We start from the raw sequence: 19,629 nt of genomic DNA on the forward strand, positions 1-19,629 counted from the left end.
GCTGTTTAAGATGGATCATAACCACAGATGTGAATCACCTCGAGCAAGGCATCCACGTCAGTAGTACAGTGTCAGGGCCTTTGTATAGGTTGGATACGTTATGTACATGCAGGGGGGCTTCCGACGAAAGTGGGAGCTGAGATAGGCGAATGCCTGACCCTTTGAACCTGTTGGTTAGGACCAACGTAGGGAGCAGACAATGAGCGATGACTCATTTTCGGCAACGTTGCGCGAACAGATTGCACAGGCAGTCAACAACGTACGAACGACCACGCCTTTGGCGCAGTCGTTCACCAATTTCGTCACGATGAATCTTGTGGCCAACGCACAGCTTGCCGCCGGAGGCACTGCCGCCATGAGCTTTCTACCGGACGATGTAATCGACACCGCGGAAATCGCAGGATCGAACTACATCAATGTGGGCACGTTGCTGCCGTTCTTCAAAGATGCGCTGCCGGAAATCGCCTACAAACTACACAAGAACGGCAAGACGTGGGTGCTTGACCCGGTCGCCGCGGGCATCGGAAAAACCCGTACCGCCATTCTCGAATCGTTCCGCACCTATCCGCCGACCATCGTGCGCGGCAATGCGAGCGAGATCATCGCACTCGATGCGATGTGGGGTCTTGCACAAAACGATTCCACCGTTCCCGGCACGCGTCCGGCAGGCGTGGAGGCTGTGGACGAGGTCGATGCAGCTGTTGACGCAGCCAAACGAGTGGCTCGTCATCTTGCCAAACACTCCCCCACCGGCGCCGGTGCGGTGGCCGTTTCCGGAGCAGTCGATCTGGTGACCAACGGCGAGCATGTGTTCCGTCTGCCAGGCGGCAGCGCGATGATGACGAAGATCATCGGCGCCGGCTGCTCACTTGGCGGCGTTACCGCAACATACTTGGCCGTAGCGGAACCGTTGGTAGCTGCGATTTCCGCTTCACTGCTGTACAACAGGGCTTCCGAAATCGCCGAAGCGAAATCTTCAGGCCCGGGGTCCTTCCAAGTAGCGCTGCTCGATGCGCTTTGGAACGTCACAGCCGAGGAAGTCGCCGCCTCCGAAATCATCGTCGACTAGACTTTGCCGAACCCTGCACACTATGCGGCATGTTATGCAGGGTTCGGCAATTGCGTATGCGGAGTATTTCAAAACTTCAGATCACAAGTAAGCAAGAGCAAGTAAGGAGTCATTCATGACCAGCACATTGCCACCGGTATTGAGCATCGCGGGATCGGATTCCTCCGGTGGTGCCGGCATTCAGGCGGATTTGAAAACCATGATCGCCAATGGCGTGTTCGGCATGACCGCCATCGCTGCACTGACCGCGCAGAACACCACAGGCGTGACTATGGTCACGAACACTCCTCCGGAAATGCTCGCCGCGCAAATCGACGCAGTATTTGAAGATATTCCGCCGGTCGCCGTGAAGATTGGCATGGTGTCGAGCGTGGAGCTCATCAACGTGATCGCCGACCGTCTGATTGCGCATGGTGCCACGAATATTGTGCTTGATCCGGTAATGGTGGCAACGTCCGGCGCGAAGCTTATCGAAGATGACGCGATTGCGGCACTGACTTCCAAGCTGTTCCCGCTGGCCACCGTCATCACGCCGAATATGCCGGAAACCCAGGCGCTGTGCGAGCTGGCCGTCGAACAGGGTGCCGACGCGATCGACTACGAGAATGGCGAGAGCATCTCCAGCGAGAACGACATGGTGACTGCAGGCCATATGCTCGCCGGCCATTTCGGCTGCGCGGTGCTCGTCAAGGGCGGTCATGGTACGCAGGATGCCAGTGATGTGCTCGTTGAGCCGAACGGCAAAGTCACCTGGTTCCGCGCGCGTCGTATCAACAATCCGAACACGCATGGCACCGGATGCACGCTGTCTTCGGCGATCGCGTCGCATCTGGCGCTTGGCGAAACATTGCCGGAAGCCGTCGACAGGGCAAAACTGTATCTGACGGGAGCCTTGGAGGCACAGCTTGACCTCGGTCACGGATCCGGACCGATGGATCACGCTTGGAAATGGCGCTGACAGCCAAATTCGCACCATCCAATCCAAGCCATATCAAGTCGATAGGAACGCAACGAAAGGAACGAACATGACCCTTGATCGCAATGCGGAAAAGCAGGAAGTGCCGATCAATCCGGAAACAGGCAAGCCGTATATCAACACGCTTGCCGCAGTCGCCATTTCCCCCGCTGGAGCAAGCCCTGAAAAGTCCACGTACGTGGCGCAGGCGGTCGACGTGATCCGCCAATCCGGATTGCCGAGCGAAACCAACGCCATGTTCACCAACATCGAAGGCGATATCGACGACGTGCTCAAGGTGATTCGTGACGCCACCCTGAAGCTGGCTGGCCAAGGCTATCGCACCGACGTGGTGATCCGTCTCGATATTCGTCCGGGTTTCGAAGGTCAGATTCACGCCAAGCAGGCGCTTGTGGATGAAATCCTGTCGGAATAAATCCGGCAATAGACTGTTATATCGTCGTAAAAAAAAAATCGAAAAGCGCGTCATCTATAAGAAATGGCGCGCTTTTCTTATTGATTCAGGTATAGTGTAGCGATCATGACTACGATGAAGGAAATTGCCGAAGCGGCAGGGGTGTCCATTTCCACCGTTTCCTTGGTACTTAACGGCAGAGATGAGGGACGTGTGAAAGCCCCGTTGGCCGCACTCATACGTGAGAAGGCGGACGAACTCGGCTACACGGTCAATCCTCTGGCGCGCAGCCTACGCACTTGCCGCACACGAATTCTCGGCTTCATCAGCGAGGAAGTCGCCACCACCCCGTATGCAGGCGGCATCATTCTGGGTGCGCAGGATGCGGCAAGCACCTACGGGTATATGATCATCACGGTCAGCACCGATGGCAAGGCAAGCGAAGAGAATGAAATCGCCACATTGAAACGGTATGGCGTGGATGGTTTCTTCTATTCGAAGATGTCGAACCGCATTGCAACCGTGCCCGCATCCCTCGATGATTATCCGGTAGTGATGGTGGATGCCACCGATGCCGACAACCAGATCCCCAGCATCGAGCCAGACGAATTCCAAATCGCCTACGATGCCACAAAACGGCTGATTCAAGCCGATTGCGAGAGGATCGCCTATATCGGATGTTCCGAAAACATGATTGCGCAGGATGGTCGTTTTGCCGGATATCAGGCAGCGTTGCAGGATTCCGGTTTTACCTACGATCCTTCGTTGGTATGCAATGTACTCCATAATGGCCCGGCGTTGCGCGCCGTCGACAAGCTGTTCGACGAACGCAATCCCGACGGTTTCTTCTGTTTCAACGATGCGCGCGCGTGGTATGTGTACGAATGCGCGGCACGCCGTGGACTGACTGTCGGCAAGGATATTTCCATCGTCGGCGTCGACAACCACCGCGTGTTTGCCGAAACGCTGGAACCGCAGTTGACCACAGTGGAGCTGCCCCACTATGAGATGGGTTATTGGGCTGCCTGCAAGCTGATTTCGCTGATCGAACGCAAGCCTGTCGACAGCTCGTCCTGGCCGAGCACCACCGCTCCCCTGCCACCGTTGGATTCGCCGATTCCCGCGAAGATCCATTGTGCGCTGATAGAAAAGGGATCAGTCCGAAGCTGATTTCCTTGATTTGAGATCATGCAAGAAGGTTTTTGACATGTCTGTTGCGACACGCCGAAGGCCTTCTTTTTTCATACCTCATTTCGGCTTAATTGCAACACTTCTGAGAAGCGTTGCAATTATTGACGTCAATCGATTGACGTCAATCGTTTGACACGCTATTATTTAACCATGTTCATTCACTTGGCACGGAAGCCGGGTGAATGACGGTACAACACAGCATCGGTCAAACAATGAAGTGCTGCGCGGTAGCGGCACCAACAAAGAGAAACAGAGAAAACAACATGGCAAGCAACACTCGATCTGCATGGAAGAATCCTTCCTACCTGCAGAGCTCCTTCGGCATCTTCATGTTCTTCTGCTCGTGGGGCATCTGGTGGTCCTTCTTCTCCCGCTGGCTCACCGACCCGACCCACGGCCTGGGCATGACCTCCGCAGAGCAGGGCCAGATCTACTCCATCAATTCCTTGGCAACCCTAGTCATCATGTTCGCCTATGGCGCCATCCAAGATCAACTGGGCATCAAGCGTAAGCTCGTGATCTTCGTCTCCGCCATCGCAGCGCTCGTCGGCCCGTTCGTACAGTTCGTGTATGCCCCGATGCTGACCGCCGGCGGCACCACCCGTTTCATCGGCGTGCTCATCGGCTCCATTGTGCTCTCCGCAGGCTTCATGGCCGGCTGCTCCCTGTTCGAAGCGCTCACCGAACGCTACTCCCGTAAGTTCGGCTTCGAATACGGCCAGTCCCGCGCTTGGGGCTCCTTCGGTTACGCCATCGTGGCACTATGCGCAGGCTTCCTGTTCAACATCAACCCACTGCTGAACTTCTGGGTCGGCTCTATCTGCGGCCTTGGCATGCTGTGCATCTACGCTTTCTGGGTTCCGGCCGAGCAGAAGGAAGAACTCAAGAAGGAAGCCGATCCGAACGCGGCTCCAACCAACCCATCCTTCAAAGAGATGATCTCCGTTCTGAAGATGCCGACCCTGTGGGTGCTCATCGTCTTCATGCTGTTCACCAACACCTTCTACACCGTGTTCGACCAGCAGATGTTCCCTAACTACTACGCTTCCCTCTTCTCCTCCACTGAAGTCGGCAACGCCACCTACGGCACCCTGAACTCCTTCCAGGTGTTCCTCGAGTCCGCCATGATGGGCGTCGTCCCGATCATCATGAAGAAGATCGGCGTTCGTAACTCCCTGCTGCTCGGCGCAACCGTGATGTTCCTGCGTATCGGACTGTGCGGCGTGTTCCACGATCCGGTCAGCGTCTCCATCGTCAAGCTGTTCCACTCGATCGAGGTTCCGCTATTCTGCCTACCGGCATTCCGCTACTTCACCCTGCACTTCGATACCAAGCTGTCGGCAACCCTGTACATGGTGGGCTTCCAGATCGCTTCCCAGATCGGACAGGTGATCTTCTCCACCCCGATGGGTGCTCTGCACGACGCCATGGGCGACCGTCCGACCTTCTTCACCATCTCCGGCATCGTGTTCGCCGCTCTGGTCTACGGCTTCTTCGTGATCAAGAAGGACGACCAGGAAGTCGGCGGTGATCCGTTCTACACCGATAAGCAGCTCAAGGCCCAAGCCGCAGCTGAAGCGAACGCCTGAGCGTACGCCAAAATCAGCAAGAACACAACTAAATCGTGCTGCTCGAAGCGTTTCACCCTTTTTCCGCTTCGGGCAGCATTCTTAAAAACTCTCACTTAAAAACTCAATACGCAACAATTCAACAATCGCAAGATTCAACAATCATTAAGAAAGGCTGTTCAACGATGACTGACTTCACTCCGGATGCACCCGTCCTCCACGAAATCAAGAACCACAGCGAAGCTCTGGCACAGGCGGAAGCAGGCGTTGCGGCCATGGCCGCCGAACGAAACAACCGCTGGTACCCGAAGTTCCACATCGCATCCAACGGCGGTTGGATCAACGATCCGAACGGCCTGTGCTTCTACAAGGGCCGTTGGCACGTCTTCTACCAGCTGCACCCGTATGGCACCCAGTGGGGCCCGATGCATTGGGGCCACGTCTCCTCCGCCGATATGGTCAATTGGAAGCGTGAACCGATTATGTTCGCCCCGTCTCTGGAAGAGGAAAAGGACGGCGTCTTCTCCGGTTCCGCAGTGATTGGCGACGACGGCGAACTCAAGTTCTACTACACCGGCCACCGTTGGGCCAACGGCAAGGACAACACTGGCGGCGACTGGCAGGTACAGATGCTCGCCGAACCAGACAACGATGAGCTGACCAGCGCCACCAAGCGCGGCATGATCATTGATTGCCCGACCGACAAGGTCAACCACCACTACCGAGATCCGAAGGTCTGGAAGACCGGCGACAAGTGGTACATGACCTTCGGTGTCTCCTCTGCCGAGAAGCGCGGCCAGATGTGGCTGTTCTCCTCCGATGACATGGTTCGTTGGACCTACGAACGCGTACTGTTCGAACACCCGGATCCGAACGTCTTCATGCTTGAATGCCCGGACTTCTTCCCGATCAAGGACGCCGAAGGCAACGAGAAGTGGGTTATCGGCTTCTCCGCCATGGGCACCAAGGCTTCCGGCTTCATGAACCGCAACGTTTCCAATGCCGGCTACATGATCGGCACATGGACTCCGGGTGAGGCGTTCCAGCCGGAAACCGAGTTCCGCTTGTGGGATTGCGGCCACAACTATTACGCTCCACAGTCGTTCAACGACGGCGAACGCCAAATCGTATACGGCTGGATGAGCCCGTTCGTTGAGCCGATTCCGATGCAGGATGACGGCTGGTGCGGCAACATGACCCTTCCACGTGAGATCACGCTGGGTGCCGACGGCGACCTGCACACTGCTCCAGTTGCCGAAATGAAGGGCTTGCGTGAAAACACCACCGATTTCGGCGCAATCTCACTGGGTGTCAATGGCGAGCAGACCATTGCTGATGATGCTGAAGCCGTGGAAATCGAAATGACCATCGATCTCAACGCCTCCACTGCGGAACGTGCTGGTCTGAAGATTCACGCGACTGAAGATGGCGCTTACACGTACGTTGCGTTCGACGATCAGATCGGTCGTATGGTGGTCGATCGTCAGGCCGCAGCCCAGGGTGATCGCGGCTACCGTACCGCCCCGCTTTCCACCGAGGAACTGGCTTCCGGCGAACTCAAGCTGCGCGTGTTTGTGGATCGCGGCTGCGTGGAAGTGTATGTGAACGACGGTCACCAGGCCATGAGCTCCTTCAGCTACGCTTCCGAAGGCCCGCGCGCCATCAAGCTTGTTGCCGAATCCGGCACGCTTGAGATCAAGTCCCTGAAGCTCCACACCATGAAGTCCATCGGACTGGAGTGAAGCTGATCCAGGGCAGTAGCAAGGGGTAAATAGTAAGGTGGGTTCCGTGTCAGGCAAGATGCGGAACCCACCTTGCGTTATGCCGCAAGTTGTGACTTACGTTTTGGTTTGAAAAACGATTTTCGTTTCAGAACGTGGTTTAGGGAGTGCTTTATACTAACACCCCGGTAATGAACTTTTCTGACCGGAACGCGGGCAGGCTCCTCACCTTACTGATTTCTCGCCACCGGTCACGTGCGCGCCCACTATGGCGCAGAAAGCAAGGTGAACGATGGCGGTTTCGCACGTTCAACACATACACTCTGAGCATGCTCAGTCAGTAATCTCACGATATTTCTCCACTGTTTTGAGTATCTGCAAGCGCCGCATTCCCACAGTCATCGCAGTAGTGTTGCTGTTAGTGATTTGGGAGGCGTGGGTTCGTATCGGCAATGTGCCCAGCACTATGATTGCCGCGCCGAGCGAAATCGCGCAGGCCACCGTCGAAACCTGGTCGACGTTATGGCCCGCCACCCAAGTTACCCTGATTGAAGGCACCGTCGGTTTTCTGTTCGCCGTACTGTTCGGCATTCTTATCGGCATATTGTTGTACTGTTCGCGCATTGCGAACGCCGCATTGTTCCCGTTGCTTTCGGCCGCGCAGACCATGCCGTTGATTTCCATCGCTCCCCTGTTCTTGATTTGGTTCGGTTTTGAAATTTCCGGAAAAATCGTGATCGTAACAGTATTCGGCTTATTCCCGATTGCAGTGCAGACGATTCGCGGTCTTGAAGCGGTCCCCCAGTTTTATTCGGATGTTGCGCTGACTTGTGGTGCCACGAAAGCGTGGACACTGTGGCATGTGAAGTTGCGTGTTGCCGCTCGTCAGATTTATGGCGGCATCCGCGTTTCCGGCGCATACATTTTCGCCACTGCCGCCACCGCAGAATATTTGGGCGCACGCAAGGGTCTTGGCATTTGGCTACAGGCCGCCTACAATTCGTTCCGCACGCCGCTGATCTTTGCGGCAACGCTTGTCATCATCGCCATCACCGGCATATTGATGATTGTGGTGAACCTGAGCGAACGCATATTGCTTGGCCCTGCCGACGCTGACGCCGATCCCGACGCGGACCAGTAAATCGCGCGCGTACCTCATTACGGCAATCACCCGCCTTTCCAAAAGCACGCGGCAATCCGCCACTCCGCATCATGCAGACGGTCACACTGACTGCATATAATAAAACCCGCTGTTAAGCCAATGTGTGGCAAACCGGCAATGTTCCACAGCCTTTCAACAGGCACCATAAGGAACGTCGGGGGCATTGGACGAGCGGGGGCCTTAGGCCCTTCGTATCGTTTTCTGCCCGAACTCCGCTCGCAGCACATCCCTAGAAAACGGTAGAGAAGATAGATTCAAGGGAAATCGCTTTATGAGCATCTTCAGCAGGCATGACGCCACCGCACATACTCACATCGCAGGTAAAATCATCGCACTCTTCAGCGCAATCGCCATGCTGTTCAGCGTCACCGCATGCGGGCAAAGCAACGATTCCGCAACAAGCGCAACAGACGGCAGCGGTCTGACCAAAGTGACCTTCATGCTGTCCTGGGCGCCCGACACCAATCATATCGGCGTATATGTGGCAAAAAACAAGGGCTATTTCAAAAAGGCAGGTCTTGACGTCAATATCGTGGCCGTGGCACAGGCCGGTGCCGAACAAGCTGTGAACAACGGCGTGGCCGACTTCGCATTGTCGAATCTCACCAACGTAGGCACGTATGCCATCAAGGGCGCAACCATCAAGCAGGTGCTGCAGGTGCAGCAGAAGCCAAGCGCCATCTGGTGTTCGCTCGCTTCCAACACTGAAATCAAATCTCCAAAGGATTTCGACGGCAAAACCTTCGCCACCTTCGGTTCCAACGAATCCGATGCGGTGATCCGCCGCATGATCCAGTTTGACGGCGGCAAGGGCGAATTCGACAAGGTGACCGTCGGCACATCCACGTTCCAAGCGCTTTCCAGCAAAAAGGCCGATTTCGGCGGCTTCTACGCCACTTGGGAGGGTGTGCAGGCTGACATGTACGGCCCGAAGCTCAACTGCTTTGCCGAACCGGATTACGGCGTTCCCGGCAATGCCGACACTATTGGCGTGATCACCAACGACAAGACGATTTCCAAGAATCCTGAGCTGGTGAAGAAGTTCGTGCAGGCCACCAAGAAGGGCTACGAGTACGCATATTCGAATCCTAACGATGCGGCGAAGATTCTTGTGGACGAGGCTCCCGATGCGAATCTTAAGCTCGATTTCGTCAAGAACAGCATGAAAACCATTGTGGATGGCCAGTATTGGGGCGATCCTGCCAAGATCAAGGACGGTTCGTTCACGTTCGGCACGAACGATGTTGAAGGCGCACAGCAGTATTTCGACTTCCTCGCGCAGGAAAACGCCTACACCGATTCGCATGACAAGGTGATTCATGACGCTCCGCAGGCCAAGGATCTCGCCACCGACGAGTTCCTGAAATAATCGGGTTTGAACGAATAGGTTTGTAACCCGTTTATGTGCGAATAATCGAAATATTGGAATACGGCATCCTGCATTTTTATTTCATGCCCAGCACTGCTTGCTCAGTACGGGTTGAACATGGTTTGTAGGATGCCGCACCTTTATGCGTTGCGCTTGGCTTCATTGCACGAGTTTGATTAAATAAAAATATGACACGACTGATTCTTGATGTGGACACCGGTATCGACGATGCGCTGGCGTTGGCGTATCTTGCGACGTTCGATACGGTTGACGTGCTTGGCGTGATCGGCACGTACGGCAACGTTTCTGTCGACACTGCGGTTCGCAATACTTCGTATGTGCTGGAACGGTTGGGGTTTCGGCACATACCGGTGATGCGCGGATCGTCGCATCCTTCGTGGGCTCGGTGTTTCATTCCGGATGCAGGTTGTGCGCAATTCCATGGCACGGACGGATTGGGAGGATTCGGCCCGGCTTGCGATAGTTCGTCTTCAGATAATGCTTTTTCAGATAATTTTGTGGGTAATTCCGGTTCTGATACTGTTTTTTCTCGTGATTATCGCAGTCTGATTTCCGTTGGCGGATATGCGTTGGATGATATTCATGCGAATCCTGCGGTTGATTCGTTTGAATTGTCGCTTACTACGGATTCGGCTTCTTCTATTCATGCTGATGATTCTTCCGCCGACTCGGTTTCCGAGGGCGTACAGTTCATTATTGATCAGGTTCGTGCTTATGGTTTCGACGTCACTGTGGTTGCGACTGGTCCGTTGACCGATATTGATGCTGCGATTGCGGCCGCTCCGGATATTGCGGGCAAACTCAAACTGGTGATGATGGGCGGCACGTTGACGCAGGAAGGCAACTGTTGGGATCTGACTGCGGAAACGAATATCATTCAGGATCCGGAAGCCGCGGATCGTGTGTTCCATTCCGGTGCAGACATCACTATGGTCGGTCTGGACGTGACACATCAATGTCTGATGGGTTCTGATACAACCCGTGCTTGGCGTGAAGCAGCAAATGCCGACACACTTGGTGATCCAGCCGGTAATTCGAATGCAGCTTCAGCTCGAACCTCAAGTTCGGACTCAGGCCCATCTGCTTCCGATGTGCGCGTATTCCTCGCTGGCATGGCTGATTTTTCCATTGCCGCGAATTACAAAGCCGATGCACGCCTGTTTTCTCAAGGCATGCCTTTGCATGATCCACTGGCCGCAGCTGTCGCCGTAGATCCGTCACTGGTGAACTGCATTGATCTGCCAATGAAAGTTGAACTCGAAACCGGCGATTTCCATGGCACGCGCGGCCGAACCATCGGAGACCCCGCCGGCCTGATCGACTCCAACGCCCCTCGTATCCACGTGGCCCTTCAAGTCGATTCCCATCGTTTCGTCTCTGACTTCACCACCCGCATAAAGTCTCTGTAGCAATACAAAACGGGGAGAGCCTTATGCTCTCCCCGCAGTGAACGCGATCAATTAGGCAACACTACTTTTTGACGCCACCGAAACGACGGTCGCGGTGAATGTAGTGATCGATCGAACGCCATAGCACGTCTCGACCGCAATCAGGGAACAGTTCCGGCACGAAATCGAGTTCGGCATACGCCGCTTCCCACGGCAGGAAGTTCGACGTGCGCTGTTCGCCGGAAGTACGAATCACCAAATCGCAATCAGGAATATCAGGATTGTACAGGTGTTCGGCAATCATTTTTTCCGTTACGCGATCGCCGGAGATCTTGCCGTCACGCACTTCCTTTGCGATTGCCGCGCAAGCATCCGCGATTTCGGCACGTCCGCCGTAATTCAGGCAGAACACCACGTCGATGGTCGTGTTGTTTTTGGTACGTTCCTGTGCTTTTTCCAATTCGTCGATAACGGATTTCCATAGTTTCGGACGGCGGCCGGCCCAGCGCACGCGCACGCCCCACTCGTTCATCTGTTCCACACGACGATGGATGATGTCACGCGAGAAGCCCATCAGGAAGCGCACTTCCTGCGGAGAACGCTTCCAGTTCTCCGTGGAGAACGTATATAGCGACAGGTAACGCACACCAGCTTCGATGGCACCTGCGATGGTGTCGAACACCACCGGTTCGGCAGCCTGATGTCCGTCAGTGCGAATCAGCCCACGCTGCTGCGCCCAACGACCATTGCCGTCCATAATCACGCCGATATGGCGCGGAACCTTGTTCTTCGGAAAATCGGGAATAATCGACGGGTCCGAAAATGGTGCCGCCGGAATGTCAAGGGACTTGTAATCCACGTTCTCAAAAGCCATACCCGCTAATCTAGCAAGCACATGGAACGAATCGGACGTTCCAAATAGTATTCACCCCATTTTTCCACCATTTGGCGGGTTTTCGGAAGCAATGCCGTACCGTCCAGCTCTCCCCAATCGCCGTCGACAAGCGCCTGCAACTGGCAGATCGCATTCCACGAAACGTCAAACGATTCACGAATATGATCGGTCGAACACATCAGACCACCCGCGGAAATCGAGAAGAACCATGGACGATCAGTAGAAATCGGATCCCTGCACACCACGCAGGCACGCAAACGTGGCGTCCAACCAGCAATTGCAAGAGCACGCATCACGTAGGAATCACCAATCGCAGCAGACTCATGTGCATGCTTGGAAAGGGCATTCAATGCTCCCAACACCAGCCGATACTGCGCCACGGAACGCTCATGCTCCGTCACCACAAGCTTGTCAGCCGTTTCGCAAATCACATTCGCCGCGGTATACGCCTTGAAATCGGTGCAGATGCCTCTCGCATACGCCGACACCGACTCGGCTTGGGAAATCACATCAAGCGAACGTCCTTCCGCAATAAGCAACGAGACGCGCATGAAAGGCTCCAAACGACCTCCGAAACGCGATTTGGTTCGGCGCACGCCTTTGGCGACGGCACGGATTTTGCCATGGTCGCGTGTCAGCAAAGTGACGATACGATCAGCTTCGCCAAGTTTGACGGTGCGCAAGACCACGCCCTCGTCCTGATACAGCGGCATTCACACGCCTCCTTTGCCTCGCCTCGTTTTCCCAACTGAACTATATATTTTCCGCACATTCTCGCGCCAGCCGCACTTTCCCGCGATATCAGTAAATAAACAATCCCCAGAACGCGAACACCAACAGCATATACAGCATGGTGACCGCCGTGATCCAAAACATCACACGTCCGAATCGCGTCGATGCGAGCACCGGCTGGCGGCCACTCACAATCGCGCCTATAGCCCCCTTACGCGGTGGCCATTGTGCAAGACCACGATTCGTCGCCTCCTCGATAAGACGCATGAATACGCGGGACCACGCCCACACCACGGCAACGCAAACCATTTGAATAACCGGCCAACTCCAATACATCATGCCCGGATTCTCGGCGGGAGCGCCACCCCACGCTAGCTTGACCACGCCCATAACCACTTCGCCCAATCCTGCACCAAACAGCACAAAAGTGGCCATGGTGGTCACGGCAAGCGTAATCAACGCGTTTTTGAACACAGGACTCAGCCCCAACACATATCGGCGTCGATGCACACGCGCCCAAATTTTACGTACAAGCACAATCAACCACAGCACGCCGATCACCAGCAGCAAAAGCACCATGCTGACATGCAACACCACTAGATAGATGGTCAGCCCACTATTCGATCGCAATTCCAACGGAACCGCGATCGACTGGTACAGGTTGGTGCCGGCCACACGTTCGCTGGTCTGCTCCAGTCCTTGCGTGGTACCGACGGCCCAACTGATCACATCATCCACGTAGGCGTCAGCGAACGGAGTACCGCTGTTGGCTTCGTCGCCGAGTCGGAGCACATGGTTGGCGATCGGATATGTGCGCACGGTCACGTCCCAATTGCCCGACTTATGCGCCATGTCGATGATTTCCTCCGTGCCTTCCACCTGCGCGGTCATCACGTCTTTGGTGCCGTACGCCACAAGCGTGGGAATGGAATAGGCTTGGGGATTCAACGTGTCGAGGTCGAGATTAGTCAGGCCGAACAATTTCGCATCGATGTTGAATGCGCGGCGCACGATGGACTGGTATCCATCATGCGCTCCGACCAGCGCGAAATCCTGCGCCGCAAGGAATCCCAACGAATATCGTGGCGAATACACCATTGGGCTCAACAGCACTTGGAACGCCACGTTAGGGTCTTGCCCAAGCAGATATGAGGAAATCCATGTGCTTTCGGAAGTCGCGTAAATGCCAACATTCGAAGCGTCAACGTTGTCGAGATCACGCAACATGTTGATGACCTGATCGTAGATGGCTGCGGATCCTGGATAGTCACGGGTCGCATCGTTGGTGGACCACACCGGCTTGTCAAGCACAGCCGTCACGAAACCCGCGGATGAGAGCGCAAATGCCATGTCTCCGAAGGAGCTGTCGCATGTGCCATAACCTGCTCCATGCATGAACACCACGCCAGGCCGATTATTCCCTGCACCTTTCGGCTCACGGATCAGCACTTTGATATGTTGGATCTCACCGGTTGACGGTTGCTTGGCGTCGATGGTGACATAGCGTTGCGTCACTTCGTAATCGCCTTGTTTGGCAAGGGTTTTGCCCGAAGGATTGCCGAAGGTCACGGACGTGTCGGACGTCAACGTTTCGATGGTTTGCCCGGTCGGCTCGTAATTCCATGATGATGCCGTCAGATTGGAGACCGATACCAGAATGCCCAACAATATGATGAAAATGGGCAGACTGACCATCAGTCGTTTGCTCCTCGTCCACTGACTGGATTGGATTTCCCCGTTGGACATGACTGACTGACGTTCCTGATCTGACACGCCGTTCATTGTACCGACCCCAGCTGAAATGACAATCAACAGCCAGCGAAATCAGCAGGAGGTCGATCACAATCTGTGATCGACCTCCTGTAATCAATGAATCAGAGCACTCAACGAATCAGCAATTACCCTGTGTCACCGGCACCACTACAGGGCCGGTGGCATTGACTGGCATCTGTCCGTCCGCTTCCATCTGTGCGGCAATTTCCTGCGCTTTGGCCAGCAACGTTTCCACAATCTGATCTTCGGGAACGGTCTGAATAACCTTGCCCTTGATGAAAATCTGCCCCTTGCCGTTGCCGGATGCCACACCCAGATCGGCTTCTCGTGCCTCACCTGGACCGTTCACGATACAACCCATCACGGCCACACGAATCGGCGCGGTCACGTCCTTCAATCCTTCGGTCACGGCATTGGCCAGCTGAATCACGTCAACCTGGGAACGGCCGCAGCTCGGGCAGGATATAATATCAAACTTACGCGGGCGCAATCCCATGTATTCCAGCAGTTTGCAGCCGACTTTCACTTCTTCGACGGGCGGTGCGGACAGTGAAACACGAATCGTATCTCCAATACCTTCAGCCAGCAGCGCACCGAATGCAAGACAGCTTTTGATCGTACCCTGCCATGCGGGACCCGCCTCGGTAACGCCGAGATGCAGCGGCCAATCGCCTTTGGACGCGAGCAGACGGTACGTCTCCACCATGGTGATCACATCATGATGTTTGACGGAAATCTTGAAATCATGGAAGCCGACGTCTTCAAACATGCGCGCTTCCTTCATGGCGGACGCAACCAACGCTTCCGGCGTCGGACCGCCATATTTTGCATACAGTTCCTTATCGAGCGAGCCCGCGTTCACGCCGATGCGCAACGAGATGCCCGCATCGGTGGCGGCCTTGCAGATGGAGGGACCAACCTCATCGAATTTACGGATGTTGCCCGGATTCACGCGTACCGCGGCACAGCCCGCATCGATAGCCTGAAACACGTATTTGCTTTGAAAATGAATATCGGCGATTACCGGGATCGGCGATTTCTTCACGATTTCCGGCAGCGCGTTGGCATCATCCTGGTTTGGCACGGCCACGCGCACGATGTCGCATCCGGCTGCGGTCAGTTGGGCAATCTGCTGCAATGTTGCGGGCACATTAGCGGTCAGCGTGTTGGTCATGGATTGCACCGAAATTGGCGCTCCCCCACCTACCGGCACCGATCCGACCATGATTCGGCGGGACTTGCGGCGCGGATGCAATGGGCTTTCGCTAATGGCTGCCTCACCGGTTTTACGGAACGGCTTTTCGATTTCTGGCATACGTCAAATCCTTGCAATAACAAGGCTCCCAACACGGGGAGCCTTGCGTCACTCACGTTTCGTTTGTTTGTCTTGTTTCGTTTTCCGTTACTTGTTTATCAGGTTGTCGGCACGATGGCGGGCTTCAAGCTCGAGTTGGCTCATTTCCTCCACGGAAGCGAACAACGGATTGCCACGCAGCTCCGCGTCCATTTCGTCCAACACTTCCCTGACGGTATCGACAATGCCGAGATACGGCAGACGATGTTCAAGGAAAGCATGGACGGCCTGTTCGTTGGCAGCGTTCAACACGGCCGTATGCTTTTCGGAAGCTTCCAGGCAGTGTCGAGCCAAGCTCACCGCGGGGAAAGCCTCATCGTCGAGCGGTTCGAACGTCCAGGTCGCGGCTTTTGTCCAATCGCATGCCGCCGCAATATTGCCAAGTCGTTCCGGAGCGGACAGTCCAAGCGCGATCGGCAGGCGCATGTCAGGCGGCGAAGCCTGCGCAATGGTGGCACCATCGCGGAATTCCACCATGGAGTGCACGATAGATTGCGGGTGCACGGTCACGTCAATGCGGCTCGGAGGCATGTCGAACAGACGACTCGCCTCAATGACTTCAAGTCCCTTGTTCATCAGTGTGGACGAGTTGATGGTCACCACCGGACCCATATTCCAAGTGGGGTGGTTCAACGCCTGTTCCGGTGTGATATCGGTCATCTGTTCGCGTTTCCAACCACGGAACGGCCCGCCCGAAGCGGTGACGACCAGTTTCGACACTTCACCATGTGTGCCTGAACGCAACGATTGCCAGATGGCGGAATGTTCGGAATCGACCGGATTGATCTGCTGGGCGCGCACTTGCGCGTCGAACAGCAAATGCCCGCCTGCCACTACGGATTCCTTGTTGGCGAGTGCCAGCTGCGATCCTGCCTGCAGTGCCGCGATGGAAGGCTCAAGTCCGATGGATCCGGTGATGCCGTTCAATACCACGTCGGCTCCGGATCCGGCCATGGCGACCACGGCCTCCGGTCCGGCTGTGATTCTCACATTGCCTGCACCAGCTTGCTCTAATGCCTCACGTAGTGCTTTTGCCGCGCTTTCTTTGAAAACAGCGACTTCTGAGACATGGAATTGTGCCGCCTGTTGGGCCAGAAGTTCCACGTGGGAGCCGCCTGCGGCAAGTCCGACCACGTTGAAGCGGTCGAGATGTCGGGAGATGACGTCAAGACCTTGGGTACCGATGGATCCGGTGGATCCGAGAATGACTACGGTTGAGGTTTGCATGGGTTATGCGTGTGCTCCGTATTGTTTTTGTTTGCTCGTGTGAACGTGAAAACAGGCTGACGGTCACGCCAGCCTGTTCAATGCGATTGCTTATTCAAAAGAGGGGAACGACAGGTCGGGAATGTCGACATCCAGATTGCTGTTGGTCGCTCCGAACATCGGATTGGTTGCCGGCTGAATTTCGTTCTTCTTCTCTTCCACTGTCGGCTTCGCCGGTTCAACGGGAGTTGCCGTTGTCGAGTGATCTGCAGAGGTTGCCGGTTCCGGCGTGAAGGAAGGTGGAACGGTCGGCAAGGTTCCGAGATCGATCGAGTCGGTGTTGATCTGCGGAAGGTTCGGCGTCGATAGGCTTGGCACGCGCGGGGTGAACGTGTCTTCAACCGGATCGGGAGCGTCGATGTTCTGGGCCATCTGCGCCAAGGCAGCCAACGAAGAATCGGGAGCGATATTGATGCCGTGAGACTCTTCCGGCTGATGCGCGACCGGAGTGTCTGGAATCACAGGAGCCGAAGGCTCGGACGGAGCATCATAGCTCGGCGCGTCATCATCGGAAAGCGGATTGAATGCTTCGGTTTCCGTTCCTGCGGAAGATGGCTCATCGGCAACCGCATTGGACGCTTGGAACAGGTGTGCCAACGACTGTTCCGGAGCCGCTGGAGCAATCGGAGCAGCCTGAGGTTCCGACGTTGCAGAAGCTGCCGGAGTTACCGGAGCCGGCGGAGTGCTGACGGTCGGCTGGAACACAGGCGGAACCACGGGAGCATACGTCGGCGCAGCGGTTTGAGCGGCCGGAATGCTCACCGGGGACGCTGCAGACGTGGTGAAAATCTCACGTTCCGCCTTATTCAAAGCATCGAAGGAGTCGGCGCCGTTTTGAACCTGAGCGGACTGCGCAGTAGGTTCTGCGGAAACGGCTGGAACGGTGAATAGCGGCGAAACCACCTGCGTCTCTTGAGATTCCAGACTTGTTGAGGACGGATTGACTGCGGCTATCGCGCTTGCGGAGGGCTCGCCCACGAAGTCGGCCACACGCGCATAGGATTCGAGTCTGGTCAGCAGCTGCACGCATTCGTTCAGGTAATAATCCACCTGACGCTCGTCATAGCCACGCTTGCCCTTGCGCTGGGTGAAGATCACATTCGCCACGGTCTGGGAGTTCAGATCGACGAGTTTCTTGGCATCGTCTTCCGATACTTCCTCAACGCCGAGCTCGCCAGCGGCCTTCGTCAGGCACTGATCGACGATGCGATCCACTTGCTTGCGGTCATAGCTCGGGTCCTTGCCTTCTCCTGGCTTGAAACGTTCGCCGTGCTCACGTTTGGAGTGGGTGTCAAGCTGACTGAACAGGGTTTCGGTCTGTGCCTTCCACGCCACGCGGCCATGCTGCGAGATCTCCCATGTGGTCTGCTTGTCTACCACGGCACGCTCCAGCCGGGCAAGGGCCGCGTCCACCTGAGCGATCATATAGCCGCCCTTGACCAAATCGAAAGAAACATTTTGAATATCATGCTGGGTGAGTTGCGCTCCCTCACCTTCGTATAGCATGTGCGCACGCTCAAGAAAAGCGTCCACCTGTTCGGAATCGTACCCCCACTTGCGCTTCGAAGTACGAGCGATCCCCGATGCGTTCCTCTCGGATTCAGGTTCCTGCGCCATTGGCTATCGACCTCCTACTGCACTACTCAACGCAACTACTCTACGTGATTGATTCGACGCGTGCCGCTTTCATGTGGAAAATTCAGCGAATTGACACTCAAAATCGCACCGTTTTTCACGCATTTGCCGTGAGAGGAACCCCTTATCTGACAACGCGACACACGTTGAAGCTGTCGCCGGCAACGAATACTGTACAGTAGAGCTTTGCGGGCGATTAGCTCAGTTGGTTAGAGCGCCACCTTTACACGGTGGATGTCGGGGGTTCGAGTCCCTCATCGCCCACCTTTCGTTTCCGCGGAAAATAAGCCGTTCCGACTCTTCTGATATTCCCAACTATCTCGCGTGCATGTCAGCCTCGCGTACACGTTCGAGAAGTCATGGCTTCCGTCAATGCTTTGTCAAAACCTCTGTCAACGCTACCGATTCATTCTTCGATGATGTTGCCTTCGGCGTCGATGCGAGGCGCGGTAACCGCAGCATAACCAAAAAGCAGCAATATGGAACGGCAGAATCCAACGCGATATACACGGTTATTACATTCGCTCAAATATGGAATTTCATGGAAACATCTTCTTCGACCGTTTCCACAAGCAAAAAGGCTTGGAATGGTGTGATTCCAAGCCTTTATATGAGCGTCCGACCTTGGCCAAGCGTGCCGAGGCGGGCAAAACGAATACGATCAGCGGCCTTTACCGAATGCACGCAGACGGATGCCGTTCCAGTCGCCGCTGACGGTCAGTGGCGTGGCTGCATTCATGCCGGCGGTCTTCGCGGCGGACTGCACGGTGCTTGAACTTGCCGCGCCCGGACGTCCCGGCTTCGGGGTGAGCACCCACAATGGACCGTCGCCTCCAAGGACCGCATACGCATCGACGATGGTGTCAGACAGTTCGTCTTCGTCATCGCCGTCGCGCCACCAGATAATCACGCCATCAACGGCGGAATCATAGTCCTCGTCGACCAGCTCCTCACCGGTCAGCTCCTCGATCTTGGCACGGATCGAGTCGTCCACATCATCGTCCCACAGCCATTCCTGTACCAGGTCGCCGGCGTGGAAACCGAATTCTTCAGCGTTATCAGATGCCGTTTGATTCACGTTCGTCAATATACCAACACTGCTCGAACATATACGT

The 19,629-nt window shown here is 55.5% G+C and carries 17 protein-coding genes, 1 tRNA gene and 1 riboswitch; of the genes, 10 read left to right on the plus strand and 8 right to left on the minus strand.

What is annotated here, in order from left to right; all coding sequences use genetic code 11:
- Nucleotides 1–100 precede the first annotated feature (100 nt).
- A riboswitch (TPP riboswitch) is annotated at nucleotides 101–209 on the plus strand.
- The 9 genes from CE153_RS04310 (at nucleotide 200) to CE153_RS04350 (ending at nucleotide 10,880) form a co-directional block, all read left to right on the plus strand.
- Nucleotides 200–1,069 (plus strand): hydroxyethylthiazole kinase, encoded by an 870-nt coding sequence (locus tag CE153_RS04310; RefSeq protein WP_099595230.1) that lies wholly within the window; start codon nucleotides 200–202, stop codon nucleotides 1,067–1,069. (Overlaps the previous riboswitch by 10 nt.)
- 115 nt (nucleotides 1,070–1,184) lie before the next feature.
- Nucleotides 1,185–2,027, plus strand: a complete 843-nt coding sequence (thiD, locus tag CE153_RS04315; RefSeq protein WP_099571356.1) for a bifunctional hydroxymethylpyrimidine kinase/phosphomethylpyrimidine kinase — start codon at nucleotides 1,185–1,187, stop codon at nucleotides 2,025–2,027.
- 67 nt (nucleotides 2,028–2,094) lie between these two features.
- Nucleotides 2,095–2,460: a thiamine-binding protein gene (locus CE153_RS04320; protein WP_099571357.1), complete on the plus strand. Its 366-nt coding sequence runs from the start codon at nucleotides 2,095–2,097 to the stop codon at nucleotides 2,458–2,460.
- 105 nt (nucleotides 2,461–2,565) lie between these two features.
- Nucleotides 2,566–3,609, plus strand: a complete 1,044-nt coding sequence (locus tag CE153_RS04325) for a LacI family DNA-binding transcriptional regulator (RefSeq protein ID WP_099595232.1) — start codon at nucleotides 2,566–2,568, stop codon at nucleotides 3,607–3,609.
- A gap of 284 nt (nucleotides 3,610–3,893) precedes the next feature.
- Nucleotides 3,894–5,219 carry an MFS transporter gene (locus CE153_RS04330; protein ID WP_099595234.1) on the plus strand — a complete coding sequence of 442 codons (1,326 nt, stop codon included), beginning with the start codon at nucleotides 3,894–3,896 and terminating at the stop codon, nucleotides 5,217–5,219.
- Between the two features lie 164 nt (nucleotides 5,220–5,383).
- Nucleotides 5,384–6,940 (plus strand): glycoside hydrolase family 32 protein, encoded by a 1,557-nt coding sequence (locus tag CE153_RS04335; protein WP_099595235.1) that lies wholly within the window; start codon nucleotides 5,384–5,386, stop codon nucleotides 6,938–6,940.
- A 271-nt stretch (nucleotides 6,941–7,211) separates the two neighbouring features.
- A complete protein-coding gene (locus tag CE153_RS04340; RefSeq protein ID WP_236824459.1) occupies nucleotides 7,212–8,060 on the plus strand; it encodes an ABC transporter permease in 849 nt (282 codons plus the stop codon).
- Between the two features lie 292 nt (nucleotides 8,061–8,352).
- Nucleotides 8,353–9,450: an ABC transporter substrate-binding protein gene (locus tag CE153_RS04345; protein ID WP_099595239.1), complete on the plus strand. Its 1,098-nt coding sequence runs from the start codon at nucleotides 8,353–8,355 to the stop codon at nucleotides 9,448–9,450.
- Between the two features lie 188 nt (nucleotides 9,451–9,638).
- The gene (locus CE153_RS04350; protein WP_099571362.1) at nucleotides 9,639–10,880 is read left to right on the plus strand and encodes a nucleoside hydrolase; all 1,242 of its coding nucleotides are present in this window, start codon (nucleotides 9,639–9,641) and stop codon (nucleotides 10,878–10,880) included.
- A gap of 61 nt (nucleotides 10,881–10,941) precedes the next feature.
- Here the strand turns inward: CE153_RS04350 and CE153_RS04355 are convergent, their stop codons facing one another.
- From CE153_RS04355 to CE153_RS04380, 6 genes are all read right to left on the minus strand, one after another.
- A complete protein-coding gene (locus CE153_RS04355) occupies nucleotides 10,942–11,733 on the minus strand; it encodes an isoprenyl transferase (RefSeq protein ID WP_099571363.1) in 792 nt (263 codons plus the stop codon).
- Between the two features lie 5 nt (nucleotides 11,734–11,738).
- On the minus strand, nucleotides 11,739–12,467 hold the full coding sequence (gene recO, locus CE153_RS04360) for a DNA repair protein RecO (RefSeq protein WP_099595241.1): 729 nt from the start codon (nucleotides 12,465–12,467) through the stop codon (nucleotides 11,739–11,741).
- Between the two features lie 88 nt (nucleotides 12,468–12,555).
- Entirely contained in the window at nucleotides 12,556–14,268 is a 1,713-nt protein-coding gene (locus tag CE153_RS04365) for an alpha/beta hydrolase family protein (protein ID WP_099595243.1), read from the minus strand.
- Between the two features lie 109 nt (nucleotides 14,269–14,377).
- Nucleotides 14,378–15,574, minus strand: a complete 1,197-nt coding sequence (gene ispG / locus CE153_RS04370; RefSeq protein ID WP_099571366.1) for a flavodoxin-dependent (E)-4-hydroxy-3-methylbut-2-enyl-diphosphate synthase — start codon at nucleotides 15,572–15,574, stop codon at nucleotides 14,378–14,380.
- Nucleotides 15,575–15,661: 87 nt separating this feature from the next.
- Nucleotides 15,662–16,840, minus strand: a complete 1,179-nt coding sequence (gene dxr, locus CE153_RS04375) for a 1-deoxy-D-xylulose-5-phosphate reductoisomerase (RefSeq protein ID WP_099595245.1) — start codon at nucleotides 16,838–16,840, stop codon at nucleotides 15,662–15,664.
- A gap of 90 nt (nucleotides 16,841–16,930) precedes the next feature.
- Nucleotides 16,931–18,496 carry a DivIVA domain-containing protein gene (locus CE153_RS04380; RefSeq protein ID WP_099571368.1) on the minus strand — a complete coding sequence of 522 codons (1,566 nt, stop codon included), beginning with the start codon at nucleotides 18,494–18,496 and terminating at the stop codon, nucleotides 16,931–16,933.
- A 208-nt stretch (nucleotides 18,497–18,704) separates the two neighbouring features.
- Here CE153_RS04380 and CE153_RS04385 point away from each other — a divergent pair.
- Nucleotides 18,705–18,778: transfer RNA gene (locus CE153_RS04385), tRNA-Val, on the plus strand.
- A 142-nt stretch (nucleotides 18,779–18,920) separates the two neighbouring features.
- Here the strand turns inward: CE153_RS04385 and CE153_RS09095 are convergent.
- Nucleotides 18,921–19,043, minus strand: coding sequence for a hypothetical protein (locus tag CE153_RS09095; protein ID WP_260847286.1), 123 nt, complete (start codon nucleotides 19,041–19,043; stop codon nucleotides 18,921–18,923).
- Between the two features lie 132 nt (nucleotides 19,044–19,175).
- Nucleotides 19,176–19,601, minus strand: coding sequence for a DUF3052 domain-containing protein (locus tag CE153_RS04390; protein ID WP_180753398.1), 426 nt, complete (start codon nucleotides 19,599–19,601; stop codon nucleotides 19,176–19,178).
- Nucleotides 19,602–19,629 lie beyond the last annotated feature (28 nt).

This window comes from Bifidobacterium sp. N4G05, from assembly GCF_002742445.1.
GTDB classification, from domain to species: Bacteria; Actinomycetota; Actinomycetes; order Actinomycetales; family Bifidobacteriaceae; genus Bifidobacterium; species Bifidobacterium hominis.

Bases quoted from the DNA above. Each gene is read 5' to 3' on its own strand.
- CE153_RS04365 (WP_099595243.1), bottom strand. From the start codon at position 14,268: ATGAACGGCGTGTCAGATCAGGAACGTCAGTCAGTCATGTCCAACGGG.
- CE153_RS04340 (WP_236824459.1), top strand. From the start codon at position 7,212: ATGGCGGTTTCGCACGTTCAACACATACACTCTGAGCATGCTCAGTCA.
- CE153_RS04325 (WP_099595232.1), top strand. From the start codon at position 2,566: ATGACTACGATGAAGGAAATTGCCGAAGCGGCAGGGGTGTCCATTTCC.
- CE153_RS04310 (WP_099595230.1), top strand. From the start codon at position 200: ATGAGCGATGACTCATTTTCGGCAACGTTGCGCGAACAGATTGCACAG.
- dxr (WP_099595245.1), bottom strand. From the start codon at position 16,840: ATGCAAACCTCAACCGTAGTCATTCTCGGATCCACCGGATCCATCGGT.
- CE153_RS04380 (WP_099571368.1), bottom strand. From the start codon at position 18,496: ATGGCGCAGGAACCTGAATCCGAGAGGAACGCATCGGGGATCGCTCGT.
- CE153_RS04345 (WP_099595239.1), top strand. From the start codon at position 8,353: ATGAGCATCTTCAGCAGGCATGACGCCACCGCACATACTCACATCGCA.
- CE153_RS04355 (WP_099571363.1), bottom strand. From the start codon at position 11,733: ATGGCTTTTGAGAACGTGGATTACAAGTCCCTTGACATTCCGGCGGCA.
- CE153_RS04330 (WP_099595234.1), top strand. From the start codon at position 3,894: ATGGCAAGCAACACTCGATCTGCATGGAAGAATCCTTCCTACCTGCAG.
- CE153_RS04350 (WP_099571362.1), top strand. From the start codon at position 9,639: ATGACACGACTGATTCTTGATGTGGACACCGGTATCGACGATGCGCTG.
- CE153_RS04320 (WP_099571357.1), top strand. From the start codon at position 2,095: ATGACCCTTGATCGCAATGCGGAAAAGCAGGAAGTGCCGATCAATCCG.
- CE153_RS04335 (WP_099595235.1), top strand. From the start codon at position 5,384: ATGACTGACTTCACTCCGGATGCACCCGTCCTCCACGAAATCAAGAAC.
- thiD (WP_099571356.1), top strand. From the start codon at position 1,185: ATGACCAGCACATTGCCACCGGTATTGAGCATCGCGGGATCGGATTCC.
- ispG (WP_099571366.1), bottom strand. From the start codon at position 15,574: ATGCCAGAAATCGAAAAGCCGTTCCGTAAAACCGGTGAGGCAGCCATT.
- recO (WP_099595241.1), bottom strand. From the start codon at position 12,467: ATGCCGCTGTATCAGGACGAGGGCGTGGTCTTGCGCACCGTCAAACTT.